This window comes from Levilactobacillus zymae DSM 19395 (genome assembly GCF_001434115.1).
Taxonomy (GTDB): Bacteria; Bacillota; Bacilli; order Lactobacillales; family Lactobacillaceae; genus Levilactobacillus; species Levilactobacillus zymae.
In genome coordinates this window covers 1-26,936 of record NZ_AZDW01000050.1, presented here as the reverse complement: position 1 = coordinate 26,936, position 26,936 = coordinate 1, and the positions used below count along the sequence as shown (strand labels likewise).

Below are 26,936 nucleotides of genomic sequence, written 5' to 3'. Positions count from 1 at the left end.
ACCAGTTCAGTTCTCAGATAAGGTCGTTTTAAAGACTAGAAACTGGCCTGAAGCTCAGTTACTGATTAGAATAGCTATTCACTGTCACTTCACTGAAATAAAAACATATGCGCTGCCATCATTGACCAGACCAAAAAGGGCGGCACCCCTCGGCTGAACCGAGTGATGCCGCCCCATTTTAAAGTTAATGCTTACTTCTCATGCTTAGGTAACCGTAAGGCCAGTAAGAAACCGGCGACGGCTAAGACTAACGTGAAGTAGAAGCCGTAGTGCGCCCCGTTGGTGAAGGCTCCAGCGGCTTGGTGCGCGCCGCTCGCAAAGTAAGCAGCTTGCCCAATCCCTAACAGGCTGGTGGCAACCGCCGTTGCGATGGCCCCAACGACCTGTTGTAAGGTGTTCATGATGGCACTCCCGTCGGCGGCGATTGGGCCGGTCAACGAGTTCAACCCGTGCGTTTGCGATGGTGACATCGCTAACGGTGCCCCGATCATCAAGATCACGTGGGCTAAGATCACGTACCACACGGCACTGTGCGCGGTGGTCAACGCCAACATCAAGGCCCCAATCATCGAAATGATGAACCCTAACATGGCTGGCGTCCGGGCTCCGATTTGGTCATACAACCGACCAGAAACCGCGGAAACGATGGCGTTCATTAATCCACCGGGGAACATGATAATCCCGGTCAACGCAACGGGGACCAACAGTCCCTTTTGGATGTACATGGGTAACAGGTACATCGCGGACAGGATAATCCCGAAGTTGATCATCACTAGGCTGGCGCCGACCCGGAAACCGGGAATGGCGAAGGCCCGCAGGTTCAAGATGGGATGTTCCATGGTCAGTTGCCGGTGAGTGTACCAAGCCAGAACCAGAATCCCAACGATCAGGCTACCCAGAACGGCGGCTGAACCCCAACCGTGATCACTGGCCAGGCTGACCCCGACGACTAAGCTCCCAAAGCCCACCATCGATAAGAGGATGGACAGGAAGTCGATTCTTGGTCGGGTGACCGGTGCGATGTTTTTCAACGAGGTCACCGCGAAGATAAAGGCAATCACTAGAAACGGAATAAACAGCCAGAAGATCCAGCGCCAGGACGCTAACCCTAAGACTAAGCCGGCCAGCGTTGGCCCAACGGCGGGGGCAAACATGATGACTAACCCCACCATCCCCATGGCGGCCCCTAACTTATAGGGTGGGAAGATCTGCATCGCGACGGTAAACATCAGCGGTAAGATCAACCCGGTGGCAATCCCTTGAATCATTCGGCCTAAGAGTAACACGCCAAAGCCGGGTGCCGACGCCGAAATGGCGGCCCCCACGGCGAAGTCCACCAGGGCAAAGAGAATGACTTGCCGGGTGGTGAACCATTTGCTAATTAAACTCGATAACGGTAACACAATTCCAATCATCAGCATGTAGCCGGTGACCAACCATTGCACCGTCGCCGTCGAGACGTTTAATTGCGCCATCAATTGTGGCAAAGCAATGTTCAGTGACGTTTCACTGAACATCCCGACGAAGCCCCCAATCAGCATACCCATCATGGCTAGCATGGGATGGGCCACTGGGACCCGGGCGGTTTTCACTGCTTGGTTATTTTGTACGGTATCCATTGGTTTTTCACACTCACTTTCATTTCAACACAATGGATTACTCTACCAGAAAAAATTTTTCCTCGTAAGTGTTTTTTTGCAAAAAGTTAAGGTTAACCGTTTTCATGCTGGGTAGCGGCGATTTTTTCCCGTAATTCTCGAAGTTTGGCGGTGTCAGCCGTCGGATCCAACATCAAGCGGTCGTACTCAAACCGTAACCGGGGAAGATCACTGGCCGGGACCCCCTGCGCCGTTTGCTGGGGATCGATCAACTGCTGGTCGGTCAGCTGGACCGTGCGGGTCGCGACTTGCTGACGGAAGGTCTGGTCGTGGGCCACAAACAACACGGTACCCGGATACCCCACCAGATAGTCGGCCAGGGCCTGTAGCGCCGGTAAGTCGAGGTAATTGGTGGGTTCATCGAGGAGGAGCAGGTTGCTGGCGCTGACCAAAATGCTCAGCAGTTGGAGTTTCACCTGCTCGCCCCCACTCAGGTCGCCCACCAGCCGGTCGTAGAACTTGGCGTCTAAGCCAAAGGCCCCCATGACCTGGCGGGTCCGGTCGGCGTCCAGCGCGGTCGCTTTCTGCATCACTTGCCAAACGGTCAGATCGACGGGTAAGGCGGTCATGTCCTGGTAGAAATAGCCGATGCGCGCACTGGCCGCCAGGTGGGTCTGCGCGTGGTGGGCCAATAACGCGTCCAATAACGTCGACTTGCCACTACCGTTCGGCCCGGTCAACGCCACCCGTTCACCGGGCCGGATCCGCAGCGAGGCCTTGGTCAACAGCTGGTGTTTGCCCCGCTTCAAGGTCAGGTCGCTGACGTTGACCAAATACTTGCCCGTCACCGGTGGCAGGTCGGTGGCCACCAACTTGATGCCCGCGCTGGTGTGCGGCTTGGCGGTGGTGACCTGCTGGGCTGCTCGGGCGGCCAAGTCGTGAGCGTTGCGTTCCAGGCGGCCGGCGTTTTGCTCACGCAGGGTCCGGGAGTTCGACCGTTCCGCGGCGCTCATCTTGCGGTTACCCTTACGCACCCGGTGAGCCTTTTCGCGCTTCTTTTGGGCCGCTAATTGGAGCTTGCGGCGCTCGTTTTGTTGGTTCTGGTACTGGGTCAAGTCGTTGGCGTCGCGCTGCTGCTTAGCCGTCTGGTAGGCAGCAAACGTCCCGTTATACTGGGTGAAGGTCCCCTGATCGACCACCCAGAGCTTGGTGGCGACCCGTTGCAACAGGTCACGGTCGTGAGAAATCAAGAGGAGCAGGCCGTCGAAATGGCCGAGAGCCTGACTTAACCAGGCTTGGTGATTGTCGTCCAGGTTGGCGGACGGTTCGTCGAGAATCAGAATTTCGGGCCGTTGCGCGAGTGCACGGCGGACCCGCGTCAACATGCTTTGGCCACCGGATTGGCCCTGCGTCGGCGCAATCTGAGCGACCCGGATCACGGGCGCGGCCACTTGCCGCTGGCCGGTAAAGTCCCGATCGGTCCCGGCGATAATCTGCGCCAGGGTGGTCTTGCCCGCCCCGTTAGCGCCGACGATGCCCACCCGGTCGCCGGTCTGCGCGGTCAGTTGGGTGGTGGTGAAGAGCGGTTGGCCCGCTACGGTTTTAGTGATGTCGTTTAAATAAAGTTGTGTCAAAAAGTCGTCCCCCTTTAAGTGCGTGGCGACTGCGGGTCAACTTATGCGGACACAAAAAAAGTGACCGCGTTTTCCTAACGAAAACGGCGTCCACTGGTGGTTAAACGTACCCCCAGCCGACGGAACCAGCAGTCTCCATTGAGAACCCACTGCGCCCCTTGACGGGTGACACAGGAGTCTAACAATCGAGTCTACTTAGTTGCGCATCGGCGGAAATACCTCGTTCTTTCTTAGAATGCTTACAGGATACCATAGTCATTTTGGTCTGGCAAGCGCGGCCAAGATTTCCACGCGCATTTTCCGGCGAATCCGAGTACACTGGAACTAATCTCATGACCGGAGGACTAGATATGCAACCACTACGGATTTTATTCATTTCAATCGAGGGCAACACCCGCAACTTCGTGGAACACCTGACGGATTACGCGCAGGCCCAGCACGACGCGGACAGTGCCCAACCGACCATCGAAGCCACCGAAATTAGCGACGCCAGCGATCTGACGCCCGAAACCACCCCGTACTTTTGTTTCGTGCCGACCTACTTAAATGGCGGCAACGGCATCGACAACGGCGTCAAGGAACTGATGACCAACGTTTTAGGCGAATACATCGCCTTTGGCAACAACGCCCAGCACCTGGTTGGCGTCGTGGGCAGCGGGAACCGCAACTTTAACGAACAGTACTGTCTGACCGCCAAACGTTACGCCAAGCAGTTCGACGCGCCGTTCATCGCTAACTACGAATTACGCGGCGTGCCGGCCGACGAAAAACGGGTCTACCAGGCCATGGTCGCCCGGATGAAGGAAGTGTCCAACGATGACTAATCCCACTTTGGCCACGTTGCTGGCCCACCGCAGCATTCGCCGTTTCACCGCCGAAAAGTTGACCGCCGAAGAAATCACCACGCTGGTCACGGCCGCCCAACACGCGCCGACCAGCACGTTTTCCCAACAATATAGCATTCTCAGCGTCACCGATCCCGCCAAGTTGGCCGTGCTAGGTGACATCACCGGCCACCATTGGTTAGAACAGGCCGGTCACTACTTCATCTTTTTGGTCGACCAGTACCGTAACCAGGAACTGGTCCCCAAAACGCCCACGACGGCGGCCAACCTTCACAGTACCGACAAACTGCTGGCCGGCATTTTCGACGCCACGATTGCCACGGAAGCCGTGGTCACGGCGGGTGAAAGTCTGGGCCTGGGTAGCACCATCATGGGCAGTATCCTCAACGACGTGCCCCGGCTAATTCAGTTGTTCGAACTTCCGGAACTGACCTTCCCCGTCCTGGGTCTGGCCATCGGACACCCGGCCGAACAACCGGAACACAAGCCCCGCCTACCGCAAGAGCTGATGCACTTTTCGAACACCTACCGTCCAATCACGGCGGCTGATTCTCAGGTGGTGGCCTACGATGCGTTGTTGAAACACTACTACCAACAACGGACCACCAATCAACGGGAAGAAACCTTCACCCACCACCTCGCCACCGAACTGGGTCGCGACCCGCAGCAACGGGCGGGAATTTTGGCGGCGTTGAAGCAACAGGGATTTTTGCAGGACTAACCAAGAGAATCCACCAAACAACGTTTATGAAAATCAACGCAAAAGTGACCATTATTCCCGCATTGGGAATAATGGTCACTTTTAAATTACGTGGAACAAACTGCCATTGGGCGCACATTTCGGCACCATAGCTGAGAAAATCAAATTTAGACCTTCACTTAATCCTGTTTAATCCGGCGCCGCTGAATCTGCCGGTTATGCAGCATCACTGCCCCCAGCGAAATCAGCATCAGTAAGGTGACCGACCAGAACAACATTTGGTAACTGCTGTACTCGATCAATAGCCCACCGTACAGGGGCCCAATCGCCCGGCCAAAGGAAATCGCCATGTTATAGATACCTTGGAATTTTCCCTTGTCGTTATCACCGGCCAGGCTATCGATCCACGCCGGCATCCCCGGAAATCCGGTCATTTCACCCAGCGTCAAGATCACCATCGTAACCACGAACATGGTGTAGGTCCGGTCGAAGACCAGCAACAGGAACGACAGGATAAAGACCAACGTCCCCGCAAAAATCTGGTGGCTCATCTTGAAATTGGCGCCGATGCGGTTAGCCAACGGTTGCCCAAAGACGATCATTAAGCCGTTTAACGTCCACAACAGGCTGTACTTTTCAAACGAAATCCCCAGGTTGACCATGTGGACCGAAATCACGCTTTCCCACAGAGTGTAACTCAGGTACAGGCAGAACACCATCGCCGCAATCAGCCAAATCAGCCGAATATGCGCCGGCTTGATGGGCCCCTGTTCCCGTTCGTGCTGCTGGGTGGTCAACTGCACGTTGAAGTCGGCCAGCAGGACCACCAGTAAGACTAAGTAGAAGAGACTCGCCACGATGAAGACTAACACGACCCCGTGATCCATCAGGTACCCCACCATCAGGGTCCCAATCACGACCCCCAAGTTCATCCCGATATACAGGTAGTTGAACACTTTACGGCTCGCAATACTCTTCACGTTGGCCGCGAACGAGTTGACCACGGTCATCACGACCCCGTCGCCCAGACCAATGAATAACAGTAAAATCCCGAAAATCGGCCAGCCGTGAAAGAAAATCAACGTGACCATCGGGATCAACGAACACAGCGTCCCAATCAACGCCGACTTGAACGGTGACCAGTGGTCAAACAACCAGCCCCCCAGCCAGTTGCCTAAAATCATACACAACGACATCCCCAAAAGTGCGATGCCGGCTAACGTCAAACTTTGATGCAGCTGATTATGCATATACACCGTGGTCAACGGCCACATACAGGCCGCCGCGGCGTTTAACAGTAAGGTCGCAGCCAGGATCCCCAACAAACTGACTTCTTGCTTGGTTTTCCACATTTATATTTCCCTCGCTTATTCTTTGATTCCATGGCTCATTGTCGCATATCTCGCGCCAAACTAAAACACCTAACCCCGACAATCCCCCCGACCCCCTGATTAGCTTAGGGGGAATATTAGTTGTCATGGATACCCGGTATCACTGCGTTCTTGCAAACTAGTCCATCAGTTTGCAGGGAAGTGCATGTTTATTGGTCGACATTCATTTATGAATTTCATGTATAAAATTGGGCCCAACTAAAAAAATCACCTTTTTGGCGCTAACTTGATTTGAGTCAAGTTTTCTTCGGCGCTCGGCCCGTATACTAGGTTTTGTAATCAAGACAGGAGGAATTCATAATGAATAAAGTAACGATGAAGTTAGGCGATCTGACGTGCCCATCTTGCATGACCAAGATTGAAGGCGCCCTGAGCCACCAAGCCGGGGTCCAAAACGTCAAAGTTCTGTTCAACGCCAGCAAGATCAAAGCCGAATTTGACGACAGTCAAACCTCCGCCGATGACCTGGCCAACGTGGTCACCGACCTTGGCTACGAAGTGAAGAGTTCTAAAGTTAAAGCCCTCTAATTCAGAAAGGAAGTTTCTTATGACCACATCGATTGAAGACCGTTACGCTGCCGAACAAGCCCAAACCGACCACGACCACCACGTCCCAACGGCCGGCGCCATGACCAACCACATCCTGGCCAACCTGCACATCTCCATTGTGAAGTTCCACCAGGTCCGCTGGTCGGTCAAGGGGCCGTTAGCCCTGAGCGTCCGGACCTTATTGAACGACTACATCGCCACCTACCGTCGACAATTCGACGCGTTAGGCGAACTGCTCCTGGACGAAGGCGAAATCGTCTCGACCACCACCCAAGAATTTCACGACTACAACATGTTAAACGAAAGTGGCGCCAAGAAGTACCTCAGTGCCGAAGACCAAGTCAGTGAACTGGTCCACGACGCCGACACCCACAACCTCTTCATCGACCGGGCCATCAAGTTAGCTGAAAACGAAGAACGGCCAGCGTTAGCCGCCTTCCTGGTCAGCTTACGGGGAACCAACAACCACATCATCCGCGAACTGCAAGCCGTCTTGGGCAACGATGCCCGCGATGGTCTGGACGAAGAAGACGATGATGACGACGAAGATTAAGGCATTGCGAATCTAGACTGCGAGCTAGGTCCCCACAAAAAGCGTCCCCATTTCCGTTTTGGAAGTGGGGACGCTTTTTGACTGCCATTAATCGTCAGTTGAATAGTCGTCGATCGTGTATTTCCCGTTAATGTTGTCCTGCGCCGTCACCAGGTGGTAGCTGGTCAAATCGTCGTTATAACTGACGTGGACCGTGTAGGTGGTGCCGTAAGACTTATCGAGCTTACTTTGAATCCGTAATTCCACCGGTACCCCGTCTTGCGTTTGAATATCGGTAACCTTACCGAATTCCACGTTGCCCCGCTTATCCGAAGACAGGGTCCAGTACCAATCGCCATCATCGTCTTGGGTGAAATCGGAATAAGTCGTCGCGCCGTTATCGGTCCGCGTCGACTCGTCCTCGATGCCCTCACCACTGCCCAACGTCCAGCTCATCGAAGCCGTATCATTTTCGGCATCGGCCACGTCTTCGGTCTCCCCGATGGTGTAGTTACCGTCGATGTTTTCAAACGTGGTATGTAATTTGTATTCGCCGGCCGCGCGATCCAACCATTGAAATTCCAGCCTGTAGGTCTGATCCGGATGATAGACCTGGCTGGTCATGTCGAGTTTCAAGAGACGCCCGTCTTGGGTCGCTCCCGTGACCTTCGCCACCTCGACCGGCGCGTTTTGGGTGTTTGCCGTCATTTCCCAGTACCAGGTCCCCTGCGTCTGGTAGAAACGCGAGTAGGTGGTGCGGCCGCCCGAACGGGTCTCGGCGTTTTCCCCCGCAATTTGGGTCAAATTACTAAGAACTCGGGTGAGGTGTTGATCCGCTGTCTTAGGGGTCGTGGCGACCCCCTGAACACTAGAACTAGCGGTCGTCGAACTAGCAACCTGGGGACTAGATTTTTCGACCTTTTCGGCTTTAGGGGCGTGACTACGTTTGGCGGTCGTCGTGGTGCGATTAAAGTGTTGCCCCAACGCAAACACCACAATCAGCGTCAGGAGAATTCCGGCAATGCGCAACGCCCGATGGCGCGCAGAAGGCCGGGGAGATTGTCTTCGCATAAATGAAGTTCCTTTCTGTTTCACGAGAAATTATACAGACCATAAATGGTTGATTCAAGAACTACTCTACTTGCAGAGTTACCCGTGACTTTCCATGAGCTTTGTCGCGGCCGACCTTTTTTCTATAATTTTCTCGCCAACTTGATTCACGTCAAGTTAACGGGCGCGTTTCTCGTGCATAATGAATTCATCAACTAAGGAAACAACTTACCCAATCCCCCACGTTAGAAAGGAACGATTTACATGGTAATTCAACGTTATATCTACCAACACACCACCCCGATCACCTTCTGGTCGGCCGGCCTCATCATTCTCGGGTTTCTCAACACCTGGTTCGTCCACCTGGGTTACCTCACCAACACCGCCTGGATCATCGCTTCGGTGATTGCCGCGGCGCCCATCGTCTTACGGGCCATTAGCGCGTTAAAGGCCAAGGTCTTCAGTATCGAACTTCTGGTCAGCATCGCCGTCATCGGGGCGTTTGCCATCGGTGAATTTGAAGAATCCGCCATCGTGACCTTCCTCTTTCTCTTCGGGTCCTACCTGGAACAAAAGACCCTGGCCAAGACGCGGGGCGCCATCAAGTCGCTGACCGACATGGCCCCGACCACCGCGACCCTCTTAACCGCTAACGGAACCACCAGTGAAGTCGACGTCGACGATCTCGACGAAGGCGACGTGGTCATCGTTAAAGCCGGCGGCCAAGTCCCCGTCGACGGGACGGTCACCAGCGGCTCCGGCTACGTCAATGAAGCTTCCATCACCGGTGAATCGCGACCCATCAACAAGCAATCCGGTGACTCTGTTTTCTCCGGCGCCATTGTCGAAAGTGGTACCGTCCAGATCAAAGCCACCCAAGTCGGTGACGAGACCACCTTTGCCAAAATCATCGAACTGGTCGAAGAAGCCCAAGACACTAAGTCCCCGGCCGAAAAGTTCATCGACAAATTCGCACAATACTACACCCCCGCGGTCTTAGTCATCGCCATTCTGGTCTTCGTCTTCTCCCGTGATCTCCGGTTAGCCATCACGGTGCTGGTCTTGGGTTGCCCCGGGGCCTTGGTCATCGGTGCCCCCGTCTCCAACGTTGCCGGTATCGGGAACGGCGCCAAGAACGGGATTCTGATCAAGGGGGGCGACGTGGTCGACAGCCTCGCCAAAGTCGACACGTTAGTCTTCGATAAGACCGGGACCCTAACCACCGGTAAAATGACCGTCACCAACACGCAAAGCTACACCACCGACCGCACCTTATTAGCCGGGGTCGCCCAAGTCGAACAGACCTCCGACCACCCGTTGGCTCAGGCCATCGTCCAGCACCTAAACGCCCATCTCACCGATAATACCGGGACCATGACCACCGAAACCGTCAAGGGTCGCGGCATGATTGGGACCTGGCAGGGCGCGCCCCTTTACGTCGGCAACGCCAAGTTACTGACCGAAAACGACATTTCGTTGACGGCCGCCCAACTCAACGACCTCCACACCATGCAAGACGACGGTCAATCCACGGTCTTAGTGGGGTACCAAGGCAAGCTGGCCTACATCTTAGGAGTCGCTGACCAGATTCGTCCAGAAGTTCCGGCCGCCTTAACCGCGCTGAAACGCCAAGGCATCAAGCACCTGGTCATGCTGACCGGGGATAACCAAGCCACCGCGGACGCCGTTGCTTCCTCATTAGCCATTGACGAAGTCCACGCCGACCTCTTACCAGCCGACAAGGTGACCTTCGTTAAGAAATTCCAGGACCAAGGCCGCAACGTCGCCTTCGTGGGTGACGGGATCAACGACAGTCCGTCGTTAGCCACCGCCAACATCGGAATCGCCATGGGTGGCGGGACCGACGTGGCCATCGAGACCGCCGACGTGGTCCTGATGCAGTCCAGTTTTACCGCTTTGAATCACGCGGTGGGGTTAGCCCGGAAGACGTCCGCTAACACCAAGCAAAACATCACCATCGCCATTATGACCGTGGCCTTCCTGCTGATTGGTTTAGTCTACGGTTACATCTACATGGCCAGTGGGATGTTCGTCCACGAAGCCTCCATCCTGGTCGTAATCTTCAACGCTATGCGGCTGATTGGCTACCATCCCCGGGTCGCCAAACAACAGCCCGTCACGAAGCAACAGCTTGCAACGAACTAATCTACTGCTCGCAAAAGAGGTCACCCGTTCTATTTTCAGAACGGATGACCTCTTTTTTGAATAGCGTGAGCTGACCTAAATCAGTTAGATTCTTCGCTGTTTAGTTATCGTAAACAAAGCCCGGATAACGCTTAGCTGCCAGTTTTTTAGCCACGGCCTTACTACGGTAATAATGCGTGCTACCCCAGACACCTGCCCCACCAGCGACAGTCAAAACCTGGTGCTTGCCAAACTTATGTAGGTTATAGTAATCCCCCGCACCGGCAGATTGTTGCCAACCGTACACCCAAATCCAATGGTAACCGTGGATTTTTTTGGTTTTTTCGGCCGTCCAATACTTAGCCGTTTTCATTGCCTTCTTACCGACATAAACCTTATGCTTTTTATATTTACGTAAATTTTTATTGGTCAGGTGTACCTTATAAAACTTCTTTTTCCCGTACCCAAAATTCGTGTATGTATACCATTTTCCTACCATTCCCTTGGGTAAGCGACTATACGAATACCCAACACGACTAGCCTGGGCGGTCGTACTTAACGCGCCCGTCGCTAACAAAAACATGGCTACTAACAAGATTAACTTGATTCCCCGCTTCATTCACTAAGATCCCCTTTCTATTTTAGGGCTAACCGGGCTCACCTAAACAACATCACGCCTAGGCAGAACCTTTAATCCCCAACATCATCATATCACAATCCTTTTCCTTCCATCGCTCCCTATTAAAAAGGCGTTGAGAAATAATTTCTCAACGCCTAATCTCATAATGCTTAGTGTCGCCGGGCGAACCAGCTCACCCCGCTGACCAGCACGATAACACCAACGATACCGCCCCCCAGGAGCCATTTAGTCCCAGCTCCCGCTGAGGCGCCCTGGTCCTTTAAATCCTGGCGGGTATGGTCGATCGTGGGCGCCGTCGACGTTGAACTAGTCGCGGCGGCCGCTTCGGTCGACGAGGTCGTCGCCGGGTGATGGTTGGCCGTTGTTGCTGAACTGGCCGTTGCCGATGATGACGCAGCCGGGGCCTCACTACTGCTAGATGACGCTACGGCAGCAGTAGTGTCAGCCCTTTTTTTGCCGAACTGACCTGACTAGCCGCCTGGGCCGTTATCGTTGCGGTGTGGGCCCTCTTCGCCTTGAGTTTGGGCAATTGCGAGGCCTTAAACTTGAAGGTGATGGCGTGCTTGGCCTGGTAAACGTGCAACACGTTGATCGACAAATTCGCGTTGATCTTCTTTTTCAGGTTCTTCGCGGTAAACGTGTAGTAGACGTTCGAATTACCGGCCTTATCACGGACCTTGCGGACGTTTTGCGGCGCGTGGCCGTTGACTTTGATCACCTGGACCGGGTATTTACCCAGGGTCTTGGCCGTCTTGAGGTGCATGGTCACCCGGTACTTGCCGTTCTTGACCGTCACCTTAGCCGGCTTAACGAAATACTTGCTGGCCATCGAAGTCTTCGACGTGCCGTAGGTCAGTGCGGAATACGACACCGACTTGGCCTGCGCCGTGGTCGCGAGACCCACCGTGCTTAAGGCCAGAACCGCGATGGTTAAAAGCCATTTTTGACGCATATTAATTCCCCCGTTTCCAGAATAGACCGCCAACGATGAGGCCCAAGAGCCCTAAGAACGTGGCCCCGATGGCGGATTGGTCGTTCGTCTGGGGCAGGCGTTGCCCCGTTGCTGCGTGATGGGCCGCCGAAGTGGTGGCGGTCGGCGTACCCGCGGCCGCTTGGGTGCCGGCCGTGACGTTTCCGTGATGGCTAAATTGGAACTGGACCGTAAACGTCTGCTTGATGCCCACGGTCGGCACTACCACGTGAACCGTCCCCTTGATCCGGTGATTCAGGGTGGCTAACGTCGGCACGTCAAAGGTGTACGACACCGTGTAATAGTTACCGCTGGTCCCGTAGACCACGTTTTGGGCCGCTTCGCCGTTCGTGGTCAGGGGTTTAAACCCGCTTTGCGTCATCCCCGAGTTCTTAGCATACTTGACCGCCAGTTGGACCTGATAGTGGTCGCCCACCCGGTGAATCACGGCCGTATGGGTATAAAATTTGTTGGCCGCCGAAACGGATTTACCATTGGCCTGCAGGACCCGGTAAGTCCACCCTTGGGTCGCGGTCGCTGATGTTTTCGCGGCTTTTACGGCCGGCGTGACGGCTTTAGTGGCTTTAGTGGCCTTAGTGGCTTTGGTGGTCTGACTAGTCTTAGTCGCGGCAGTTGGCTTGGTCGTTGCCGCGGATTTAACCGCCTGCTTGGTGGTCGAACTGGATTGGGCCGCGGACGAGTCTGCGGTCGTGGTCGCCGCTTGGTCCCAGCTGAACTTTAACCAAGCCTGGGTGGTCATGGCCCCCGTTCCCGGCACCGCCACGTTAAAGGTCACCGGTAACGTGGCCTGGGTCTGGGGGACCGTAAACGTTAGGTTCCCCGCAGCGAGAGTCGCCGGTTTTTGGTCGACCGTGACGCTTTGCAACAACTTTTGCGCACTAGCCGTCACGGGGAGGGCGATGTGATACTGTCCCTTCTTCACCGTAACGGTCGCTTGTTTGCCAAAATACTGAGCGGCCGTCGATGGCGTGGTGGTGGCTTGGCCCGCATGGTCTTGCACCACCGTGGTCGGCACGGTGTAGGTGCCCGCCGTTAGGGTGGTGGTCTGGGCTTGGGCGGTCATCCCGCCTAGGCCGCATAGGCTCAACAGCCCTACCGCGAGACCGACCCATACCTTTTTAAACAACATACTGATACCCCCATTTTTTTCAAACTTACCGCCGGTTAAACGTCCAAGTCGTGGCCGGTGCCGGCGTTGCGGCCGCCTTGATCACGTGATTCTGGGCGTTCACCAGTTTAAATTGCTTTGCCGTGGTAAATCGCAGATACAGGGTCTGCTTTTTGGCCTTGCGAGGTGCGTAGGTGACCTTCCAAAACGTGGTAGTTTTAGGCGTCACGTGGTAAGTCGCGTAGGCCACCCGCGTCTTGACGGCCTTACCGTGCCGGTAGACCTTCTGGGTCAGCCCGGTCTTCTGAGTAAAGGTCCAAACCTGGGTGTAGCCCTTGGTGCCGGTCGCCTTCCAGGTCCCCGTTGGCGTCTTGGGCGCTTGCTTAGCGGGTTTCTTGGCCTTTTTAACAGTCTTCTTGACCGCGGCCTTGCGGACCGTGACCGTCTTGGTGGTACTGATCTTCGCCTTGGTCGTGGTGATGGTCAACTTGGTCTTGGCCTTTTGGGCCTTAGTTAACTTGACGGCGTACTTACCGGCTTGGTTGGCCGTGGACGACCCTAGTTTCGTGCCGTGGCGTTTGACCACCACTTTGGCCCCTTGACTGGTCAGCCCCGTCACCGTCTTAGTCCGGTTAGTCACGGTCTTCACCGTCAACCGGGGTTGGGTGACCGTCTTCACGGACTTAGCCGTGGTGGTCTTGGTGGCCGTCGGCGTCGTGGTTGGTCCCACGGCGCTAGTCACACTACTGGTCGCACTGTCGCTAGTTGCACTGGTGGTCGTCGAACTGTCCGTAGTCGTTTCCGCTGGCGTAACTACCGGCACGGTCTGCCAATCTAACGTGATGCTGGCCGATTCCGTCTTCGCCCCTAATTGTGGAATTTGCAGATTGAACGTCACGGGGACGGTGGTCGTGGCTGGCGTCACGTTAAAGGTCAGCGCCGAACCACTCACGGCACTTTGCCCCGCCACCGTAGCCGCCTTGATAAACATTTCCGCATGATTCTGCATTGCTAGGCTGACCTGAGCTTGGTCCCCCGTCACGGTCACCTGCGCCGTGTTCGCAAAGAACTTCGCTGCCGAAGACGTGCTGCCGTTGGCTTGCACCAACGTTGCCGGAATGGTGTATTCCCCGTCGGCCAACGTGCTAGCCTGTGCCGGCTTAACAGCGCTTACATTTAAGAACATAATGATGGCAGCTAGCAGGCTCAAAAGCCCGACCTTAACCCATTTAACTCGCATATGTATTCCCTCCAAATTACAATAATTTTAAATCACTCCTAGTCTACCACAAGTTTAAATAGTATTCGGCGTAAACCGCTCATTTACAACATTATCATCATCGTTAACTGGTTTATCAAATGATTAATGAACCAAAAAAACGCCGACTCCGCAGAGTCGACGTCGGTCCTCAGATACTGAGGTCGCGTTAATTTAGTTCTTAGTAAACGTCCAGTTAGCCGCTGGGGCAACACCGGCCGTGGTCTTAACGACTTGGTTCTTTGAGTTAACGATCTTGAATTTCTTCGCGGACGTAAAGCGCATGTAGAAGCTGGAGCTCTTCTTAGCGTTCTTTGGCGTGTACGTGATCTTCCAGAACGTTGGCGTCTTAGCGTCTACCTTGTAGGTGGCGTAAGAAACCAAGGTCTTGACCTTCTTACCGTTCTTGTAAAGGGTTTGGTTGAAACCAGTCTTTTGGCTGAAGGTGAAGACTTGCGAGTACTTGTTTGCCGTGTTGGACTTCCAAGTGCCCGTAGGCGTCTTAACGGAAAAACTAGCCGTAGACTTCTTGGTCGACGTGGTCTTCTTGGCCGTCGTCTTCGTGGTGGTCTTCTTAGTGGACGTGGTCTTCTTCGTCGCCGTCTTAGTGGCTGCGGCTTGGACCCGGATGATCCGATAGAAGTAAGCCTTGGTCTTTGGGTTCGTCGCGTAGACGTAGACGTTGGTGTTCTTCTTTAGGGTCTTGGACAGCTTAGCGGTGTACTTCCCCGTCTTGCTGGAAGCCGTGGCCGTAGCCAGGTTCTTCTTGGCGTTCTTAGTGCTCTTAACGGTAATCTTGGACCCCTTAGTGGCCGTCCCCTTAATCGTCTTCGAGTTATTGTAAATGGCGTTAACCTTTAAACTTGGGCTAACGTAAGTTGACGTGGTCTTCTTCGTTGCCGCGTTAGCCGTGATGCCAGTTGCCGGTACCGTTGCGCCTAAAGTGGCTACCGTTACCAAGCCAGTTAATGCAACCATAAATTTCTTCATTATTCTGACTCCTTCAGTTACCGGCAGATCACCACCGGCTAATTTATTAATCGACTCGTAGTATAACAGATTTTTTATAATTTAGTGACAGAATATCGAGAGTTTAATAAAAATTAACTACCTTATCTTGGCCCCGTCAACCGGCCCTAAATCGTTGCACCTGCGGCCTTAATCTACTACCGTAGACCCAGTCAGTCAAGAAAGGTGATTATCTAATGGAAAAAACATTTACGTTTGATGCCGATTTGACGGTCAATCGCTTAGGCTACGGGACCATGCAGCTGCCCGGTGAAGGCGTCTGGGGACCGGCCGCTGATCCGCAACACGCGCCTCAGGTGATTGAAACGGCGATCGACAACGGCGTCAACTTCATCGATACCGCCGACGCTTACGGCCCCTTGTACGCCAACCGCTACCTGCGGACCGCGTTGCAAGCGCGTCCCAACGCCCACGTCATGGTGGCCACTAAGGTCGGCTATACCCGACAAGGCCCCGGCGTCTGGACTCCGCTGGGGGCACCCCAATATCTGAAGCAACAGGTCGAAATGAACCTCTTTACGTTGGGACTTGACCACATCGACCTGTTACAACTCCACCGGATCGACCCCGATTACCCGTTAGCCGTTCAGTTGGGGGCCTTAAAGGACCTGCAAAAGGAAGGCAAAATTCGCCACGTCGGTTTAAGTCAGGTTACCGTCGACCAGCTCAAGGCCGCCGAAAAGATTATGCCCATCGTTTCCGTGCAGAATCAATACAACCTGATCAACCGTAGCGACGAGGACCTCTTAAACTACGCCGAAGCGCACCACATCGCCTTCATTCCGTGGTACCCGTTGGCGACCGGGAAGCTGATCACCAACCCGACTCTGCTGACCATCGCGCAGAAGTACGACGCCACCCCGTCACAAATCGCCCTGGCCTGGTTGTTGCAACGCTCCGACGTGATTCTCCCAATTCCGGGGACCAAATCCAGCAATCACGAACTGCAAAACCTCAAGGCCCGCGACATCACTTTAAGTGACGCCGACTTTGACGCCCTGAAAGCTCTCGCCAATTAACCAACTTGATTTTAGAAAGCCAATCGGTTTATTCCGGGGGGCTTTTTTGTTACTCTGGACCTGGTAGCGATTACATCAATAACCGTTTCGAAAATCGTTTCCACGAAGAATTGCCGATTTAGTTTGCGTTTTCATGAAAACGCAAATATGATGTAAACGTTGATAAATAGGCATTGCAACCGGTTGTCAAAAATTAAAATTCTTGCTTTAAAAAGGTCGCTTTTCAGCGATAACTAGGGTATAATAACTTTCGAAGTGGTCTAGACATACTTTTTTACGCTAGACTAACTCGCGGTGACGAGTTGAACTTGCCCTTCTCGTCAATAACCGGTGGTAACACCCGTTTCTCAAAGTAGCAGCTGACTAAATAACAATTGGATCGTCTGGATTTAAACACTTAAGGAGTGACTATCTCGTGGCAACTGAACGCACAGCTTTATTCTTGTTCTTCGGTGGTACCGGTGACTTAGCATACCGGAAACTTTACCCAAGTCTGTTTAACCTTTACCGTAAAGGAAACTTACGGACCCACTTCGCCGTGGTCGGGACTTCCCGGCAGGCAATGGATCACGAAAAGTTCCGCGCAGCCGTTAAGAAGTCTTTGGCGGATAGCGGTAACCGGGTAGAATCTAAGGAAGCTAACGACTTTATTTCCCATTTCTACTACCAAGCACACGACGTGACCGACACCGCGCACTACGCCGTGGTCAAGGACTTACTCGACAAGCTGGATAAGAAGTACAAGTTACAAGGCAACCGGATTTTCTACCTCTCCATGGCCCCACAATTCTTCGGCACGATCGCCCAAGACTTGAAGACCCAAGGGTTGATGTCCAGCAACAAGGATGCCTTCAACCGGTTGGTCATCGAAAAGCCATTCGGTCGGGATTACGATTCCGCTAAGCAATTAAACGATGCCTTAAGCAAGTCCTTCGACGAAAATCAAATTTTCCGGATTGACCACTACTTGGGTAAGGAAATGATCCAAAACATCGAAGCCTTACGTTTCGGCAACACCTTAGTCGAATCCCTCTGGAACAACCGGTACATCGATAACATCCAAGTGACGTTATCCGAAAAACTGGGGGTCGAAGAACGGGCTTCTTACTATGACAACAGTGGGGCTTTGCGGGATATGGTCCAAAACCACATCATGCAAATCGTCAGCCTGTTAGCCATGGAACAACCGGTCGCCTTTACGGACACCGATATCCGGGCTGAAAAGGTGAAGGCTTTACGGAGCTTACGGGTCTACAACGTGGCCGATGCCGCGACTAACTTTGTTCGTGGCCAATACGGCTCGATCAACGACCAACCCGACTACCGTCACGAAGACAACGTGCCAACCGACTCCACGACTGAAACGTTCGTGGCCGGGAAGTTGTTATTCGACAACTACCGGTGGTCCGGCACCCCATTCTACGTGCGGACCGGGAAGATGCTCGCCGACAAGTTTACGCGGGTGGACGTGGTCTTCAAGCGTCCGTTAGTCGACATCTTCGCCTTCCCACAAAGTCAATCCACGCCACTGGCCGCTAACGTGCTGACCATCTTCGTGGAACCACACGCCGGGTTCTCCCTGCAATTGAACGCCAAGACCAACGACACCGGTTTCCAAACGGAACCAATCAAGTTGGACTACTTGGTCGATGCTGAAAAGTCCAAGGAAACGCCAGAACCTTACGAACGTCTGTTACACGACGTGATGAAGGGCGACGGGACCAACTTCTCCAGTTGGCCAGAAGTTTCCTACGCTTGGAAGTTCGTGGATCAAATTCGTCGGGTTTGGGACTTACAAGAACCAAACTTCCCGAACTACACGCCACACTCCATGGGCCCGGCCGCAGCCGAAGAACTCATCCAACGCGATCACCGCGAATGGATTTACCGGTTGAACCACTAACCCTAAAATTAACTCAAAAAAACGCCATCCCTCGCGGATGGCGTTTTTTGAATACTATCGTTTAACGGGTAGAACGTTCCATTAACCGTAACGTCAGCTGACCGATCCGTGGAACGGTCACGACCCGTTCTTCGATGAACCGAAAGCCGACCGCCGTATAGAGTTTTTCGGCGGGCACGTTGCCCTTGATGGCGTCTAAATGCAACACGGTCTGCCCGTCGGCTCTGGCTTGCGCTAAAATCGCTCGGAGCATCTTGGTCGAAATCCCCCGTCCCCGAAAATCGGGGTGGACGGCGTAGAGGTGGAGGACCCCAATCTCAGCGCCCGTTGCCGGCAACCGCCAGGCGGCCCCGCGATAATCGGGATCTTCGCCCGGTAACAGTACTCCGACCGCGGCTAACCGCGCGTGATCGTAGCCTAACAGTAGTTTTCCTTGGCGCAGGTCGCGCTGCAAAATGGCCTCGCTGGGGTTGACACCCCACCGCCACGCCGGTCCGTACGGTGTGGTGCTGATCGCCGCACAGACCTCGCGGTAAAACTGGTAGATCGCTGGTAAATCGGTCTTCGTTGCGCACCGAACCTGCCAGGCTGGCGGGGTTGCCCCGTTTAATTGAATTGTCATCTGATGGTACCTCCTGAAAAGTTTTTCAATTTCTAGAATCTAAGCGCCCAGTGACGTGGACGCGTGGTGAGCAAAATTTTTTCCGGTCCCCACCTAACCGGGTCGTATGGGCTTTGACGACCGTTTAACGACTTGTGAACGAATTGACAATTTTTCAGAAAAAATTTTATAATGAAAGCGGTTTAATACTACTGGTGCCGCGCATCTTTCCGTGGCGTTTCGGTGCCGTAGATTACATATCAAGGGAGATTTTCGTATGTCAAAATTGCCAGAATTTTCAAGTGATTTCTTCCGTCTCGACCATAAAGCCGCCATCGTGACCGGTGGGGCCTCCGGATTGGGATTTTACTACACCAAGGCCCTGCTGCGTTCGGGGGCCCGCGTCTTAGTGGTGAGCCGGACCGACAAGAACTGGGAAGCCATCCGGTCGATGGACGACGTCTTTTCCGGCCAAGTTGCCTTTTTGAAGTGCGACTTGACCGCGCCTGACGCCGCCAAGAAGATCACCGAAACCGCCCAAAAGCAATTCGACCACATCGACATCCTGGTCAACAACGCGGGCATGCAGCTACGCAACAATTGGCGGGACTTCAAGGACGATGACTGGCGCAAGGTGCTTGATTTAAACCTAAACGCCCTGTACTACTTGTCGCACGAAGTCGCTAAGGTCATGGCCGACCAGGGCCACGGCAAAATCATCAACGTGGGTTCGATGCAGTCCTTCAGAGCCGGGAAATTCATCTTCCCGTACACCGCCAGCAAGCACGCCGTGGTGGGCCTGACCAAGGCCTATGCCGACGCTTTGGCCGGCGACAACATTCAGGTCAACGCCATCGCTCCAGGCTACATCGACACGCCGATGACCAAAGACTTACAAAACGACCCTCAACGCAACCAGGAAATTCTGGCGCACATCCCCGCCGGCCACTGGGCACAACCCCGTGAGCTCATGGGCACGTTGGTCTTTCTGGCCAGCGAAGCGTCCAACTACGTCACCGGGACCACCATCCCCGTCGACGGCGGTTACCTTTTGCGTTAGGCCTGCCGGACCATCTTGATGTGCGGCGTGTGGTTAAATAAGAAGGGCTGCCCTTCCACCGCATAATTGAACTTTTCATAAAAATGTTGTTTATCAACCTGTGCCTCGATCACCACCGGCTGACCCGCAAAATCTTGGGCCAGTTCGGTGGTGATTTGTTGCATCAGCAAGCGTCCCACGCCCTGCCCGCGAACTTCCGGCACCGTCAGGACGCGGCCAAAGGTGGCGTGGCCCTGTTCGGTAAAGACCCGTGCGTAGGCAACCAAGTGGCCGTCCTGATAACCCAAAATGTGCTGGGCTGTCAGATCGATGGCGTCAATTTCTTGGTAGATCCGCTGCTGGGCCACCACAAAGGTCCGTGTACGTTCATATGCAAGATCATAGAATTCGCGTGCCGTGAGTTGTTCTAAGGGTTTAACTTGCCAATTTATCATTCTTATCCCGTCACTTTCGTGTTATGATTGAGGACAAGTATGTCACTTTTTAATTGCAAATGCAACTACTATTTTTTGAGGAGCTTAACATGCCAAATTCATTTCGCAGTATCGGGTTGATTGCGCGCGCCACATCGAGCATGGGTAATCACCTCTTCAGTCAACAAAACCTCCAAAACAACCAGTTTCTCTACCTGCTTCATATTCTGGATTCGCCGGGGATCACCCAGGCCGAACTCGCCACACAGCTGCACGTCGACCCGTCGACCTGTCTGCGGACCGTCCGTAAGCTGATTACCGGCGGCTACCTGATCCGTCAACCCGACCCGGCCGATAAGAAACGCAAGTGCCTGGTCCCTACCGAACAAGCCCACGCGTTTTACCCTCAGCTCCAGCATTACGAACAGACCTTGTTAACCGTGGGCACAACCGATTTTTCGGCCGGTGAACGGTTAATGCTCGAAGAATTATTGGCCCGGGTGGCCACCAACATCGAACGCCTGCAAGCAGACCCCACGCGGTTTGAACACGGGTGCACCCCACCACGGGATGAAAATTAGTTACAATTTTCAAACAATAGAGTTAAAATATTTCACTTTCAGATTGTGAGATGATACACTTATCCCTGTAAGGCCTGATTTAATTCTGAAACATAAAGGAAGGTTACTAATGGCAGATCAAAAAGCAAACATTGGTGTTGTTGGTATGGCGGTCATGGGCAAGAACTTAGCCCTGAACATTGAAAGTCGCGGTTACACGGTTGGGATCTACAACCGTTCTGATTTCCGGACCAAGGACGTCATGAAGGACCACAGTGACAAGAAGTTAATTCCAAGTTACACGGTGGCTGACTTCGTGAAGTCACTGGAAACCCCACGGCGAATTCTTTTGATGGTTAAGGCTGGTAAGCCAACCGACGCCGTTATCCAAGAACTCTTACCATTGCTGGACAAGGGTGACGTCTTAATCGATGGTGGGAACACGAACTTCCACGATACCATGGCTCGTAACGCTGAACTCGACAAGTCCGGGATCAACTTTATCGGCATGGGGGTATCCGGTGGTGAACTGGGTGCCTTACAAGGCCCATCCTTAATGCCTGGTGGTCAAAAGGAAGCTTACGATTTGGTTGCCCCTATTTTGGAACAAATCTCTGCTAAGGCCCCTCAAGACGGCAAGCCATGTGTAACGTACATCGGCCCTAACGGTGCTGGTCACTACGTTAAGATGGTCCACAACGGGATCGAATACGGTGATGAAGAGCTGATCGACGAAAGCTACAACATCATGCGTAACGTTGCCGGTATTTCCGTTGACGAGATGGCTGACATCTTCAAGGAATGGAACAAGGGTGAATTGGACAGCTACTTGGTTGAAATCACCGCTGACATCTTGACTCGTAAGGATGACTTAGGCGACGACAAGAACTTACCAATCGTTGACGCCATCCTAGACCGTGGGAACAACAAGGGGACTGGTAAGTGGAGTTCCGAAGATGCGTTGAACATCCAAGTTCCACAATCTGTTATCACCGAATCCGTTTACGCCCGTTACATCTCCATGATGAAGGACGAACGGGTCAAGGCATCCAAGGTCTTACCAGCTGCTGAAAAGCAAGGTAACGTTGACTTTGGTGACAAGACTGAATTTATCGAAAAGGTTCGTCAAGCCCTCTTCTTCAGTAAGTTAATGAGTTACGCCCAAGGGTTCGAACAACTCCGGGTCGCTTCCGAAACCTACGATTGGAACTTGAAGTTTGGTGAATTAGCACAAATCTGGCGTGGCGGTTGCATTATCCGGGCCCAATTCCTGCAAAACATCACCGACGCCTTCGACAAGGATCCTAAGTTGACCAACTTACTCTTTGATGACTACTTCAAGGACATCTCCAAGAAGTATCAACAATCCGTTCGTGACGTGGTTGCTTTGGCCGTTCAAGCCGGGATTCCTGTTCCTAGCTTCTCCGCTGCCATCACCTACTACGACAGTTTCCGGGCAGAAGTCTTACCTGCTAACTTGTTGCAAGCACAACGGGACTACTTCGGGGCACACACCTACGAACGTCGGGACCGTAAGGGTGACTTCCACTACTCATGGTACGAAGAACAATAAACCTTTAATTCTAATCTCGAAAAAGACGTCCTCCGGGGCGTCTTTTTTAGTTGGCCAACCAAAAAACGACCGGTCACTGCCACCCCGGTCGTCATTCAAGCGTTATTCAATTTATTGGCGCGTGTGCCCACCCGCGTGAGTCACGCCGCCTAACTGTTCTTCCAAGGCCAAATGAATGGCGTGCAGGCTTTCCCAGCGGTCGATCTCGGTCGCCAGTCCCGCTTGCCACTGCGCCTTTTCGCGGCTCTTCTCGATGAACCGGTCCCAATTCGGATCGGCGGTCAGGTCGTCGGCACTTTGCCGCCACTTCCGCCATTCGTCTAAATGGTGCGCTAATTCACGGGCTTCTGGTGGTGCTAACACTAAGTTGTCAGTCATGATGGGTGGCCTCCTTCAAGGTGTCGCAGTCAGCTTATCTCTTTTATAAGTTAATTATATCAAAATCCGCCGGTCCGCGCCGACCTGCCGCTCACAACCGGGCGAAAATTTGGGCGATGGTTTGATCCCCCTGTAACAGGGGCAACGTCTTGCCAATCGTCCGGTCATCGTGCAACGCCGCCACCAAAAAGGCCGCGACATCTCCCCGGGGCACGCTCCCCACGGCTAACGGATCACTCTTGACCAATCCGGTGGCCGGGTGGAAGGATAACGCACCGGGTTCCACGATGGTGTAGGCCAAGTGCGTTTGATGGGTCAACCAGTGATCCGCGTAGAATTTCGCCGCGTAGAGGGCCTGTAATGGTTCGGCCCAGCGGTTGCGGTCCTCGGCAAACAGCATGCTGATCATTAAAAAGCGCGACACTCCCGCGATTTCGGCGGCCTGCATGGTCTTGACCGCCCCGTCGAGATCAATCAGCAGGGTCATGTCATCCTTGGTCCGACTGCCCGACCCCGCCGCAAAAATCAGCGCGTCCACGCCTAATAACTGGCTGGCCAAGGCCTCGGGTTTGGTCAACAGGTCGAAATCACAGGCTTTGATGCCCTGATCTTCCCAGTCCTCCCGTTCCTCTCCGGGTCGTAAACCAGCAATCGGGGTATCCCCGCTGGCGATAAGTTGTTGCATGACTAACCGTCCAATCTGACCGTTAGCCCCCACCACAAACACCTGCATTGCGCTAAGCTCCCTTCTCACTACTCTCCGGTCTAATTATACACTAGCCACTATCAACTGGCTGAAATTCGCCAAAATTGGCGTTTAACGCCGCCCTAGCGCCTAGCAACTTGGTTATTTGACCCACCCAATCCGCAAAATCCAAGAATCGAGTCTTTACCGGTCGCTAAAAAGTGCCATAATAGAAAAGGGTGTGGTTGATTGCCAACCACTGTCGCGATAACTTAAAGGAGGTCCCGAGTTTGTCAGACTCAGAATTAACAATTACCGACTTGGACGAAAACGCCCAACAAACCGCTTTAGCCGAATTTGCGCACTTCTACATTGCGCATTTTAAGCAAAATAGCTTGGAAATCTTGTCCCAATACCGGGTCGACTATTCCATGAACGATATCAACCGATACCTGTTCGAAAACCGCTACTTCTCCCCGGAAGAACTCATTGCCGGTGTCTTGAAGGATAAGCGCTCGCTGTTCTTGAACATTTTAAAGACCGTCAAGATGACCTACAACGCTAACGGCTCGCTCAAGGACAACACGTGGGAAGGCTGGTACCGCCAAAATTACGCCAAAATCGAACAAGGGATCTAATCTTCTTCAAACCGGGACGTTCATCGGGTGATGGCCGTCCCGGTTTTCGTATCTCAGTCCCGTTATAATCATAGTTATTACGAATTTCTTCGAAAGATGCGTTGTCCTTGCACTCTAAGAAAAATTCGGGTAGACTAACTTTGTAAGATAAATTGGAAGCTGTTAGGTGAGGCTCCTATACGGAAAATGCTACTGCTCAGAAACGTCGAGAAACGCCAATGAGTCAGCTGTTCAGGTCAACATAAGGCCTGATCTAATGTAGCTGTTGAACAAACTACGCCGTATAGTGCTAAAACTCAACGACTAGCTGGTTTAAGTTCACATGCTATTTGATGTGCGCGCGGCTAGTTATGAGGCCGGGCGCTTTTAATTTGAACTCAACTATTTATGGAGGTGATGAACATGACGACATTGAAAGATGATCCTGGAGCGTGTCACTCTCTGGTGGGAAAGATAGCGTTGGTTCATCCCTCTTGGTTGACGCTTTGAGAAACAACCAGTAAAGCTAGCTTTCCCGGTCCGGACGCCGTAGCTTGATGCGGCGAGTTCGGCCCTAGATTTTAAAACCGACCCGTTAGTCCGCCGTTAACTCAGATATCGTTGGCGTTAGAGTCAACCGTTTCGTATCTGACCTTCCCGTACTCGTTTGGGGGCTAACCGGTCGAGCCATTTAATCGATAACGCAAGCTAGAGTTACGTTGTTTTTCCGGCTCTATCCCGCGATGACGCATTGACGTGCGAGCTTGGATAGGCAGCTTCACCACTCGGGGAACCCTGTGGGGGGAGAGCGCTAAGTAACTGACGCCGTTTCTACTATTTTGGTAATTTAAAGTCTGTCGTCGATCCCTGACCAAACCGTCATAAACGGTTATTGGCGTGAGTAAGGGCCCTTACCCATGGGCTGATGGGAATCACCCCGCAAGTGGTCCCTTAAGCACGTCGATGTGCTGGTCGGGTTTAGAAAAACACACTGAAGTCAAAAAAGACCTCGTCGTCCTGACGAGGTCTTTTTTTCATCTATTCAGCTGATTAAGCGCGTTTGCCGGCCCGCATATTGTCGAGGTAGGCTTGACTCTTCTCTTCGCTAAATTCGTGTTCGGATTTCCCGATAACTACCGTTGCCAGGGAGTTCCCGACCACGTTGACCGCGGTCCGGCCCATGTCGACTAACCGGTCGATTCCGGCGATAAAGGTCAGCCCACTCATTGGTACCCCAATCGTGGAAACCGTCGCCAGCAAGACCACGAAGGACGCCCCGGGAACCCCGGCCATCCCCTTACTGGTAATCATCAGGACCACCAGTAACGTAATTTGTTGGCCAAGGCTCAAGTTGATGTGGTAGGCCTGGGCAAGGAATAAGGCGGCCAAGGATTGATAGATCGCCGACCCATCCAGGTTAAAGGTGTACCCGGTCGGAATCACGAAGGAGACGATCCCTTGGCTGACCCCGAATTTGTCCATCTTATCGATCAGCCGTGGTAACGTGGCTTCGGAACTGGCCGTGGAGAAGGCCAGGATGGCTTCGTCTTTAATCACCGTTAAGAGGTCCCATAACCGGAAGCCGAAGATCCGGGCAACCAAGCCCATGAAGACCAGGATAAAGACGGCCATGGTCCCGTAAGCTAACACGATGAAGTACCCCAGAGGCGCTAACGCGGAAATCCCCATTTGCGCAATGGTGACCCCAATCAGGGCACAGACCCCGATTGGGGCGGTATGCATGACCCAGTTGGTGACCCGGAACATCACTTGCGACACGGCATCAAGGAAGTCGATGATGATTTTCCCCTGCTTGCCGATGGCCGCCGTCCCTAACCCGAAGAAGACGGAGAAGAAGATGACCGGCATCATGTCACCCTCGGATAAGGATTTGAAGAAGTTCGTTGGGATGATGCCCATCAGGGTCGCCCAGATGCCCGTATTCTTGGCTGATTTGGCCGTAGAGACGTACTGACTGATATCCGTACTATGTAATTGATGAATGTCGATAAACGACCCAGGATGGAAAATATTACCGACTAACAGCCCTAAGGCAATCGCAATCGTGGTCATGATTTCAAAGTAGATCAGGGTCTTACCACCGACCCGGCCTAATTGTTTGATATCGCCCATGTTGGCGATCCCGACGGTTAAACAGGACACCACGATTGGCAGCACGATCATTTGAATCAGGCCAATGAACATGTTCCCAATGTTTTGCATGGCGGTGATGGCCATTTTGTTTTGGTAGAAAATGACCCCTAACACAATCCCTAAGACTAACCCAATTAAAATTTGCCAGCCTAAACTAAGCCGGTAACTCCGGTATCTTTTCATTATCTTCACCCATTCTCTCATAGTCTAATCGTTTTTTCAGAATTCTTCTCACCTCATAATGATAGCACAAGGCTGGAAAAACGACGCACTTCATCCAGCTGAAAATTAAAATTATGACGTTTAAATGACCAGGTATCCGGTTTCAGAAAATGTCGTCAAGGGGCATTCTGCCGCAGATTATCGGCACTTAAACGGGGCATCACCGCCGTTAGTTAGATTTTTAACCATTATACAAAAAAAGGAACCCGAGTTGGGTTCCTGACATTGCGTGGCAACGTCCTATCCTCGCAGGGGGCGATCCCCCAACTACTATCGGCGTG

General features: G+C 53.2%; 25 protein-coding genes and 1 riboswitch. Of the genes, 11 read left to right on the top strand and 14 right to left on the bottom strand.

The features are described 5' to 3' along the window. Positions 1 to 191: 191 nt before the first annotated feature. Complete coding sequence (locus tag FD38_RS10530) at positions 192 to 1,619, bottom strand: DHA2 family efflux MFS transporter permease subunit (RefSeq protein WP_057734005.1); 1,428 nt, start codon at positions 1,617 to 1,619, stop codon at positions 192 to 194. 92 nt (positions 1,620 to 1,711) lie between these two features. Then, positions 1,712 to 3,232 carry an ABC-F family ATP-binding cassette domain-containing protein gene (locus FD38_RS10525; protein WP_057734003.1) on the bottom strand — a complete coding sequence of 507 codons (1,521 nt, stop codon included), beginning with the start codon at positions 3,230 to 3,232 and terminating at the stop codon, positions 1,712 to 1,714. Between the two features lie 350 nt (positions 3,233 to 3,582). Between FD38_RS10525 and nrdI the strand changes: the two genes are divergently transcribed. Together nrdI and FD38_RS10515 are read left to right on the top strand one after the other, a co-directional pair. Continuing rightward, complete coding sequence (gene nrdI, locus FD38_RS10520) at positions 3,583 to 4,056, top strand: class Ib ribonucleoside-diphosphate reductase assembly flavoprotein NrdI (RefSeq protein ID WP_057734001.1); 474 nt, start codon at positions 3,583 to 3,585, stop codon at positions 4,054 to 4,056. Continuing rightward, positions 4,049 to 4,798 carry a nitroreductase family protein gene (locus FD38_RS10515; RefSeq protein WP_057733999.1) on the top strand — a complete coding sequence of 250 codons (750 nt, stop codon included), beginning with the start codon at positions 4,049 to 4,051 and terminating at the stop codon, positions 4,796 to 4,798. The genes nrdI and FD38_RS10515 overlap by 8 nt, the downstream gene beginning before the upstream one ends. Positions 4,799 to 4,956: 158 nt before the next feature. Here the strand turns inward: FD38_RS10515 and FD38_RS10510 are convergent, their stop codons facing one another. Further along, positions 4,957 to 6,129 (bottom strand): MDR family MFS transporter, encoded by a 1,173-nt coding sequence (locus tag FD38_RS10510; RefSeq protein WP_057733998.1) that lies wholly within the window; start codon positions 6,127 to 6,129, stop codon positions 4,957 to 4,959. 339 nt (positions 6,130 to 6,468) lie between these two features. Between FD38_RS10510 and FD38_RS10505 the strand changes: the two genes are divergently transcribed. Both FD38_RS10505 and FD38_RS10500 read left to right on the top strand, forming a co-directional pair. After that, positions 6,469 to 6,696, top strand: coding sequence for a heavy-metal-associated domain-containing protein (locus FD38_RS10505; protein ID WP_057733996.1), 228 nt, complete (start codon positions 6,469 to 6,471; stop codon positions 6,694 to 6,696). 19 nt (positions 6,697 to 6,715) lie between these two features. Beyond that, entirely contained in the window at positions 6,716 to 7,270 is a 555-nt protein-coding gene (locus FD38_RS10500; protein WP_057733995.1) for a ferritin-like domain-containing protein, read from the top strand. An 87-nt stretch (positions 7,271 to 7,357) separates the two neighbouring features. Here the strand turns inward: FD38_RS10500 and FD38_RS10495 are convergent, their stop codons facing one another. Further along, positions 7,358 to 8,320, bottom strand: coding sequence for a hypothetical protein (locus FD38_RS10495; protein ID WP_147007825.1), 963 nt, complete (start codon positions 8,318 to 8,320; stop codon positions 7,358 to 7,360). A 243-nt stretch (positions 8,321 to 8,563) separates the two neighbouring features. Here FD38_RS10495 and FD38_RS10490 point away from each other — a divergent pair, with 243 nt between their 5' ends. After that, a complete protein-coding gene (locus tag FD38_RS10490) occupies positions 8,564 to 10,465 on the top strand; it encodes a heavy metal translocating P-type ATPase (RefSeq protein ID WP_057733991.1) in 1,902 nt (633 codons plus the stop codon). Between the two features lie 100 nt (positions 10,466 to 10,565). Here FD38_RS10490 and FD38_RS10485 read toward each other — a convergent pair whose 3' ends face one another. The 5 genes from FD38_RS10485 to FD38_RS10465 form a co-directional block, all read right to left on the bottom strand. After that, complete coding sequence (locus tag FD38_RS10485) at positions 10,566 to 11,039, bottom strand: hypothetical protein (RefSeq protein ID WP_147007826.1); 474 nt, start codon at positions 11,037 to 11,039, stop codon at positions 10,566 to 10,568. A gap of 469 nt (positions 11,040 to 11,508) precedes the next feature. Then, positions 11,509 to 12,036, bottom strand: coding sequence for an NEAT domain-containing protein (locus FD38_RS10480; protein WP_057733987.1), 528 nt, complete (start codon positions 12,034 to 12,036; stop codon positions 11,509 to 11,511). A 1-nt stretch (position 12,037) separates the two neighbouring features. Beyond that, a complete protein-coding gene (locus FD38_RS10475; RefSeq protein WP_057733985.1) occupies positions 12,038 to 13,204 on the bottom strand; it encodes an NEAT domain-containing protein in 1,167 nt (388 codons plus the stop codon). 25 nt (positions 13,205 to 13,229) lie between these two features. After that, positions 13,230 to 14,423 carry an Ig-like domain-containing protein gene (locus tag FD38_RS10470; RefSeq protein WP_057733984.1) on the bottom strand — a complete coding sequence of 398 codons (1,194 nt, stop codon included), beginning with the start codon at positions 14,421 to 14,423 and terminating at the stop codon, positions 13,230 to 13,232. 192 nt (positions 14,424 to 14,615) lie between these two features. Beyond that, the gene (locus tag FD38_RS10465; protein ID WP_057733982.1) at positions 14,616 to 15,431 is read right to left on the bottom strand and encodes an Ig-like domain-containing protein; all 816 of its coding nucleotides are present in this window, start codon (positions 15,429 to 15,431) and stop codon (positions 14,616 to 14,618) included. Between the two features lie 215 nt (positions 15,432 to 15,646). On the opposite strand from FD38_RS10465, the gene FD38_RS10460 reads away from it, so the two are divergent. Both FD38_RS10460 and zwf read left to right on the top strand, forming a co-directional pair. Continuing rightward, positions 15,647 to 16,489 carry an aldo/keto reductase gene (locus tag FD38_RS10460; RefSeq protein WP_057733981.1) on the top strand — a complete coding sequence of 281 codons (843 nt, stop codon included), beginning with the start codon at positions 15,647 to 15,649 and terminating at the stop codon, positions 16,487 to 16,489. Positions 16,490 to 16,904: 415 nt separating this feature from the next. Beyond that, positions 16,905 to 18,392, top strand: a complete 1,488-nt coding sequence (gene zwf / locus FD38_RS10455) for a glucose-6-phosphate dehydrogenase (RefSeq protein ID WP_057733979.1) — start codon at positions 16,905 to 16,907, stop codon at positions 18,390 to 18,392. Positions 18,393 to 18,453: 61 nt separating this feature from the next. On the opposite strand, the gene FD38_RS10450 is transcribed toward zwf, so the two are convergent. Next, on the bottom strand, positions 18,454 to 19,014 hold the full coding sequence (locus tag FD38_RS10450; RefSeq protein WP_057733977.1) for a GNAT family N-acetyltransferase: 561 nt from the start codon (positions 19,012 to 19,014) through the stop codon (positions 18,454 to 18,456). 256 nt (positions 19,015 to 19,270) lie between these two features. Between FD38_RS10450 and FD38_RS10445 the strand changes: the two genes are divergently transcribed. Then, entirely contained in the window at positions 19,271 to 20,053 is a 783-nt protein-coding gene (locus FD38_RS10445; RefSeq protein WP_057733975.1) for a glucose 1-dehydrogenase, read from the top strand. On the opposite strand, the gene FD38_RS10440 is transcribed toward FD38_RS10445, so the two are convergent. Further along, positions 20,050 to 20,487, bottom strand: a complete 438-nt coding sequence (locus FD38_RS10440; RefSeq protein WP_225430775.1) for a GNAT family N-acetyltransferase — start codon at positions 20,485 to 20,487, stop codon at positions 20,050 to 20,052. The genes FD38_RS10445 and FD38_RS10440 overlap by 4 nt on opposite strands. An 89-nt stretch (positions 20,488 to 20,576) precedes the next feature. On the opposite strand from FD38_RS10440, the gene FD38_RS10435 reads away from it, so the two are divergent. Together FD38_RS10435 and gndA are read left to right on the top strand one after the other, a co-directional pair. Beyond that, positions 20,577 to 21,047, top strand: a complete 471-nt coding sequence (locus FD38_RS10435) for a MarR family winged helix-turn-helix transcriptional regulator (RefSeq protein ID WP_083485342.1) — start codon at positions 20,577 to 20,579, stop codon at positions 21,045 to 21,047. 109 nt (positions 21,048 to 21,156) lie between these two features. Next, positions 21,157 to 22,599 (top strand): NADP-dependent phosphogluconate dehydrogenase, encoded by a 1,443-nt coding sequence (gndA, locus tag FD38_RS10430; RefSeq protein ID WP_057733973.1) that lies wholly within the window; start codon positions 21,157 to 21,159, stop codon positions 22,597 to 22,599. 111 nt (positions 22,600 to 22,710) lie between these two features. On the opposite strand, the gene FD38_RS10425 is transcribed toward gndA, so the two are convergent. Next, entirely contained in the window at positions 22,711 to 22,977 is a 267-nt protein-coding gene (locus FD38_RS10425; RefSeq protein WP_057733971.1) for a hypothetical protein, read from the bottom strand. A gap of 91 nt (positions 22,978 to 23,068) precedes the next feature. After that, positions 23,069 to 23,710 carry an SDR family oxidoreductase gene (locus FD38_RS10420; RefSeq protein ID WP_057733969.1) on the bottom strand — a complete coding sequence of 214 codons (642 nt, stop codon included), beginning with the start codon at positions 23,708 to 23,710 and terminating at the stop codon, positions 23,069 to 23,071. Positions 23,711 to 23,952: 242 nt separating this feature from the next. Between FD38_RS10420 and FD38_RS10415 the strand changes: the two genes are divergently transcribed. Continuing rightward, complete coding sequence (locus tag FD38_RS10415; RefSeq protein ID WP_057733967.1) at positions 23,953 to 24,300, top strand: hypothetical protein; 348 nt, start codon at positions 23,953 to 23,955, stop codon at positions 24,298 to 24,300. A 151-nt stretch (positions 24,301 to 24,451) separates the two neighbouring features. Beyond that, positions 24,452 to 24,615: riboswitch (M-box (ykoK) riboswitch) on the top strand. 714 nt (positions 24,616 to 25,329) lie between these two features. Here FD38_RS10415 and FD38_RS10410 read toward each other — a convergent pair. Further along, positions 25,330 to 26,616 carry a cation:dicarboxylate symporter family transporter gene (locus FD38_RS10410; protein WP_057733965.1) on the bottom strand — a complete coding sequence of 429 codons (1,287 nt, stop codon included), beginning with the start codon at positions 26,614 to 26,616 and terminating at the stop codon, positions 25,330 to 25,332. Positions 26,617 to 26,936: the final 320 nt, after the last annotated feature.

Bases quoted from the DNA above. Each gene is read 5' to 3' on its own strand.
- FD38_RS10490 (WP_057733991.1), top strand. From the start codon at position 8,564: ATGGTAATTCAACGTTATATCTACCAACACACCACCCCGATCACCTTC.
- FD38_RS10445 (WP_057733975.1), top strand. From the start codon at position 19,271: ATGTCAAAATTGCCAGAATTTTCAAGTGATTTCTTCCGTCTCGACCAT.
- FD38_RS10450 (WP_057733977.1), bottom strand. From the start codon at position 19,014: ATGACAATTCAATTAAACGGGGCAACCCCGCCAGCCTGGCAGGTTCGG.
- FD38_RS10435 (WP_083485342.1), top strand. From the start codon at position 20,577: ATGCCAAATTCATTTCGCAGTATCGGGTTGATTGCGCGCGCCACATCG.
- FD38_RS10515 (WP_057733999.1), top strand. From the start codon at position 4,049: ATGACTAATCCCACTTTGGCCACGTTGCTGGCCCACCGCAGCATTCGC.
- FD38_RS10420 (WP_057733969.1), bottom strand. From the start codon at position 23,710: ATGCAGGTGTTTGTGGTGGGGGCTAACGGTCAGATTGGACGGTTAGTC.
- FD38_RS10530 (WP_057734005.1), bottom strand. From the start codon at position 1,619: ATGGATACCGTACAAAATAACCAAGCAGTGAAAACCGCCCGGGTCCCA.
- FD38_RS10410 (WP_057733965.1), bottom strand. From the start codon at position 26,616: ATGAAAAGATACCGGAGTTACCGGCTTAGTTTAGGCTGGCAAATTTTA.
- FD38_RS10480 (WP_057733987.1), bottom strand. From the start codon at position 12,036: ATGCGTCAAAAATGGCTTTTAACCATCGCGGTTCTGGCCTTAAGCACG.
- FD38_RS10500 (WP_057733995.1), top strand. From the start codon at position 6,716: ATGACCACATCGATTGAAGACCGTTACGCTGCCGAACAAGCCCAAACC.
- FD38_RS10465 (WP_057733982.1), bottom strand. From the start codon at position 15,431: ATGAAGAAATTTATGGTTGCATTAACTGGCTTGGTAACGGTAGCCACT.
- gndA (WP_057733973.1), top strand. From the start codon at position 21,157: ATGGCAGATCAAAAAGCAAACATTGGTGTTGTTGGTATGGCGGTCATG.
- FD38_RS10440 (WP_225430775.1), bottom strand. From the start codon at position 20,487: ATGATAAATTGGCAAGTTAAACCCTTAGAACAACTCACGGCACGCGAA.
- FD38_RS10425 (WP_057733971.1), bottom strand. From the start codon at position 22,977: ATGACTGACAACTTAGTGTTAGCACCACCAGAAGCCCGTGAATTAGCG.
- FD38_RS10475 (WP_057733985.1), bottom strand. From the start codon at position 13,204: ATGTTGTTTAAAAAGGTATGGGTCGGTCTCGCGGTAGGGCTGTTGAGC.
- nrdI (WP_057734001.1), top strand. From the start codon at position 3,583: ATGCAACCACTACGGATTTTATTCATTTCAATCGAGGGCAACACCCGC.
- FD38_RS10470 (WP_057733984.1), bottom strand. From the start codon at position 14,423: ATGCGAGTTAAATGGGTTAAGGTCGGGCTTTTGAGCCTGCTAGCTGCC.
- FD38_RS10510 (WP_057733998.1), bottom strand. From the start codon at position 6,129: ATGTGGAAAACCAAGCAAGAAGTCAGTTTGTTGGGGATCCTGGCTGCG.
- FD38_RS10505 (WP_057733996.1), top strand. From the start codon at position 6,469: ATGAATAAAGTAACGATGAAGTTAGGCGATCTGACGTGCCCATCTTGC.
- FD38_RS10460 (WP_057733981.1), top strand. From the start codon at position 15,647: ATGGAAAAAACATTTACGTTTGATGCCGATTTGACGGTCAATCGCTTA.
- FD38_RS10495 (WP_147007825.1), bottom strand. From the start codon at position 8,320: ATGCGAAGACAATCTCCCCGGCCTTCTGCGCGCCATCGGGCGTTGCGC.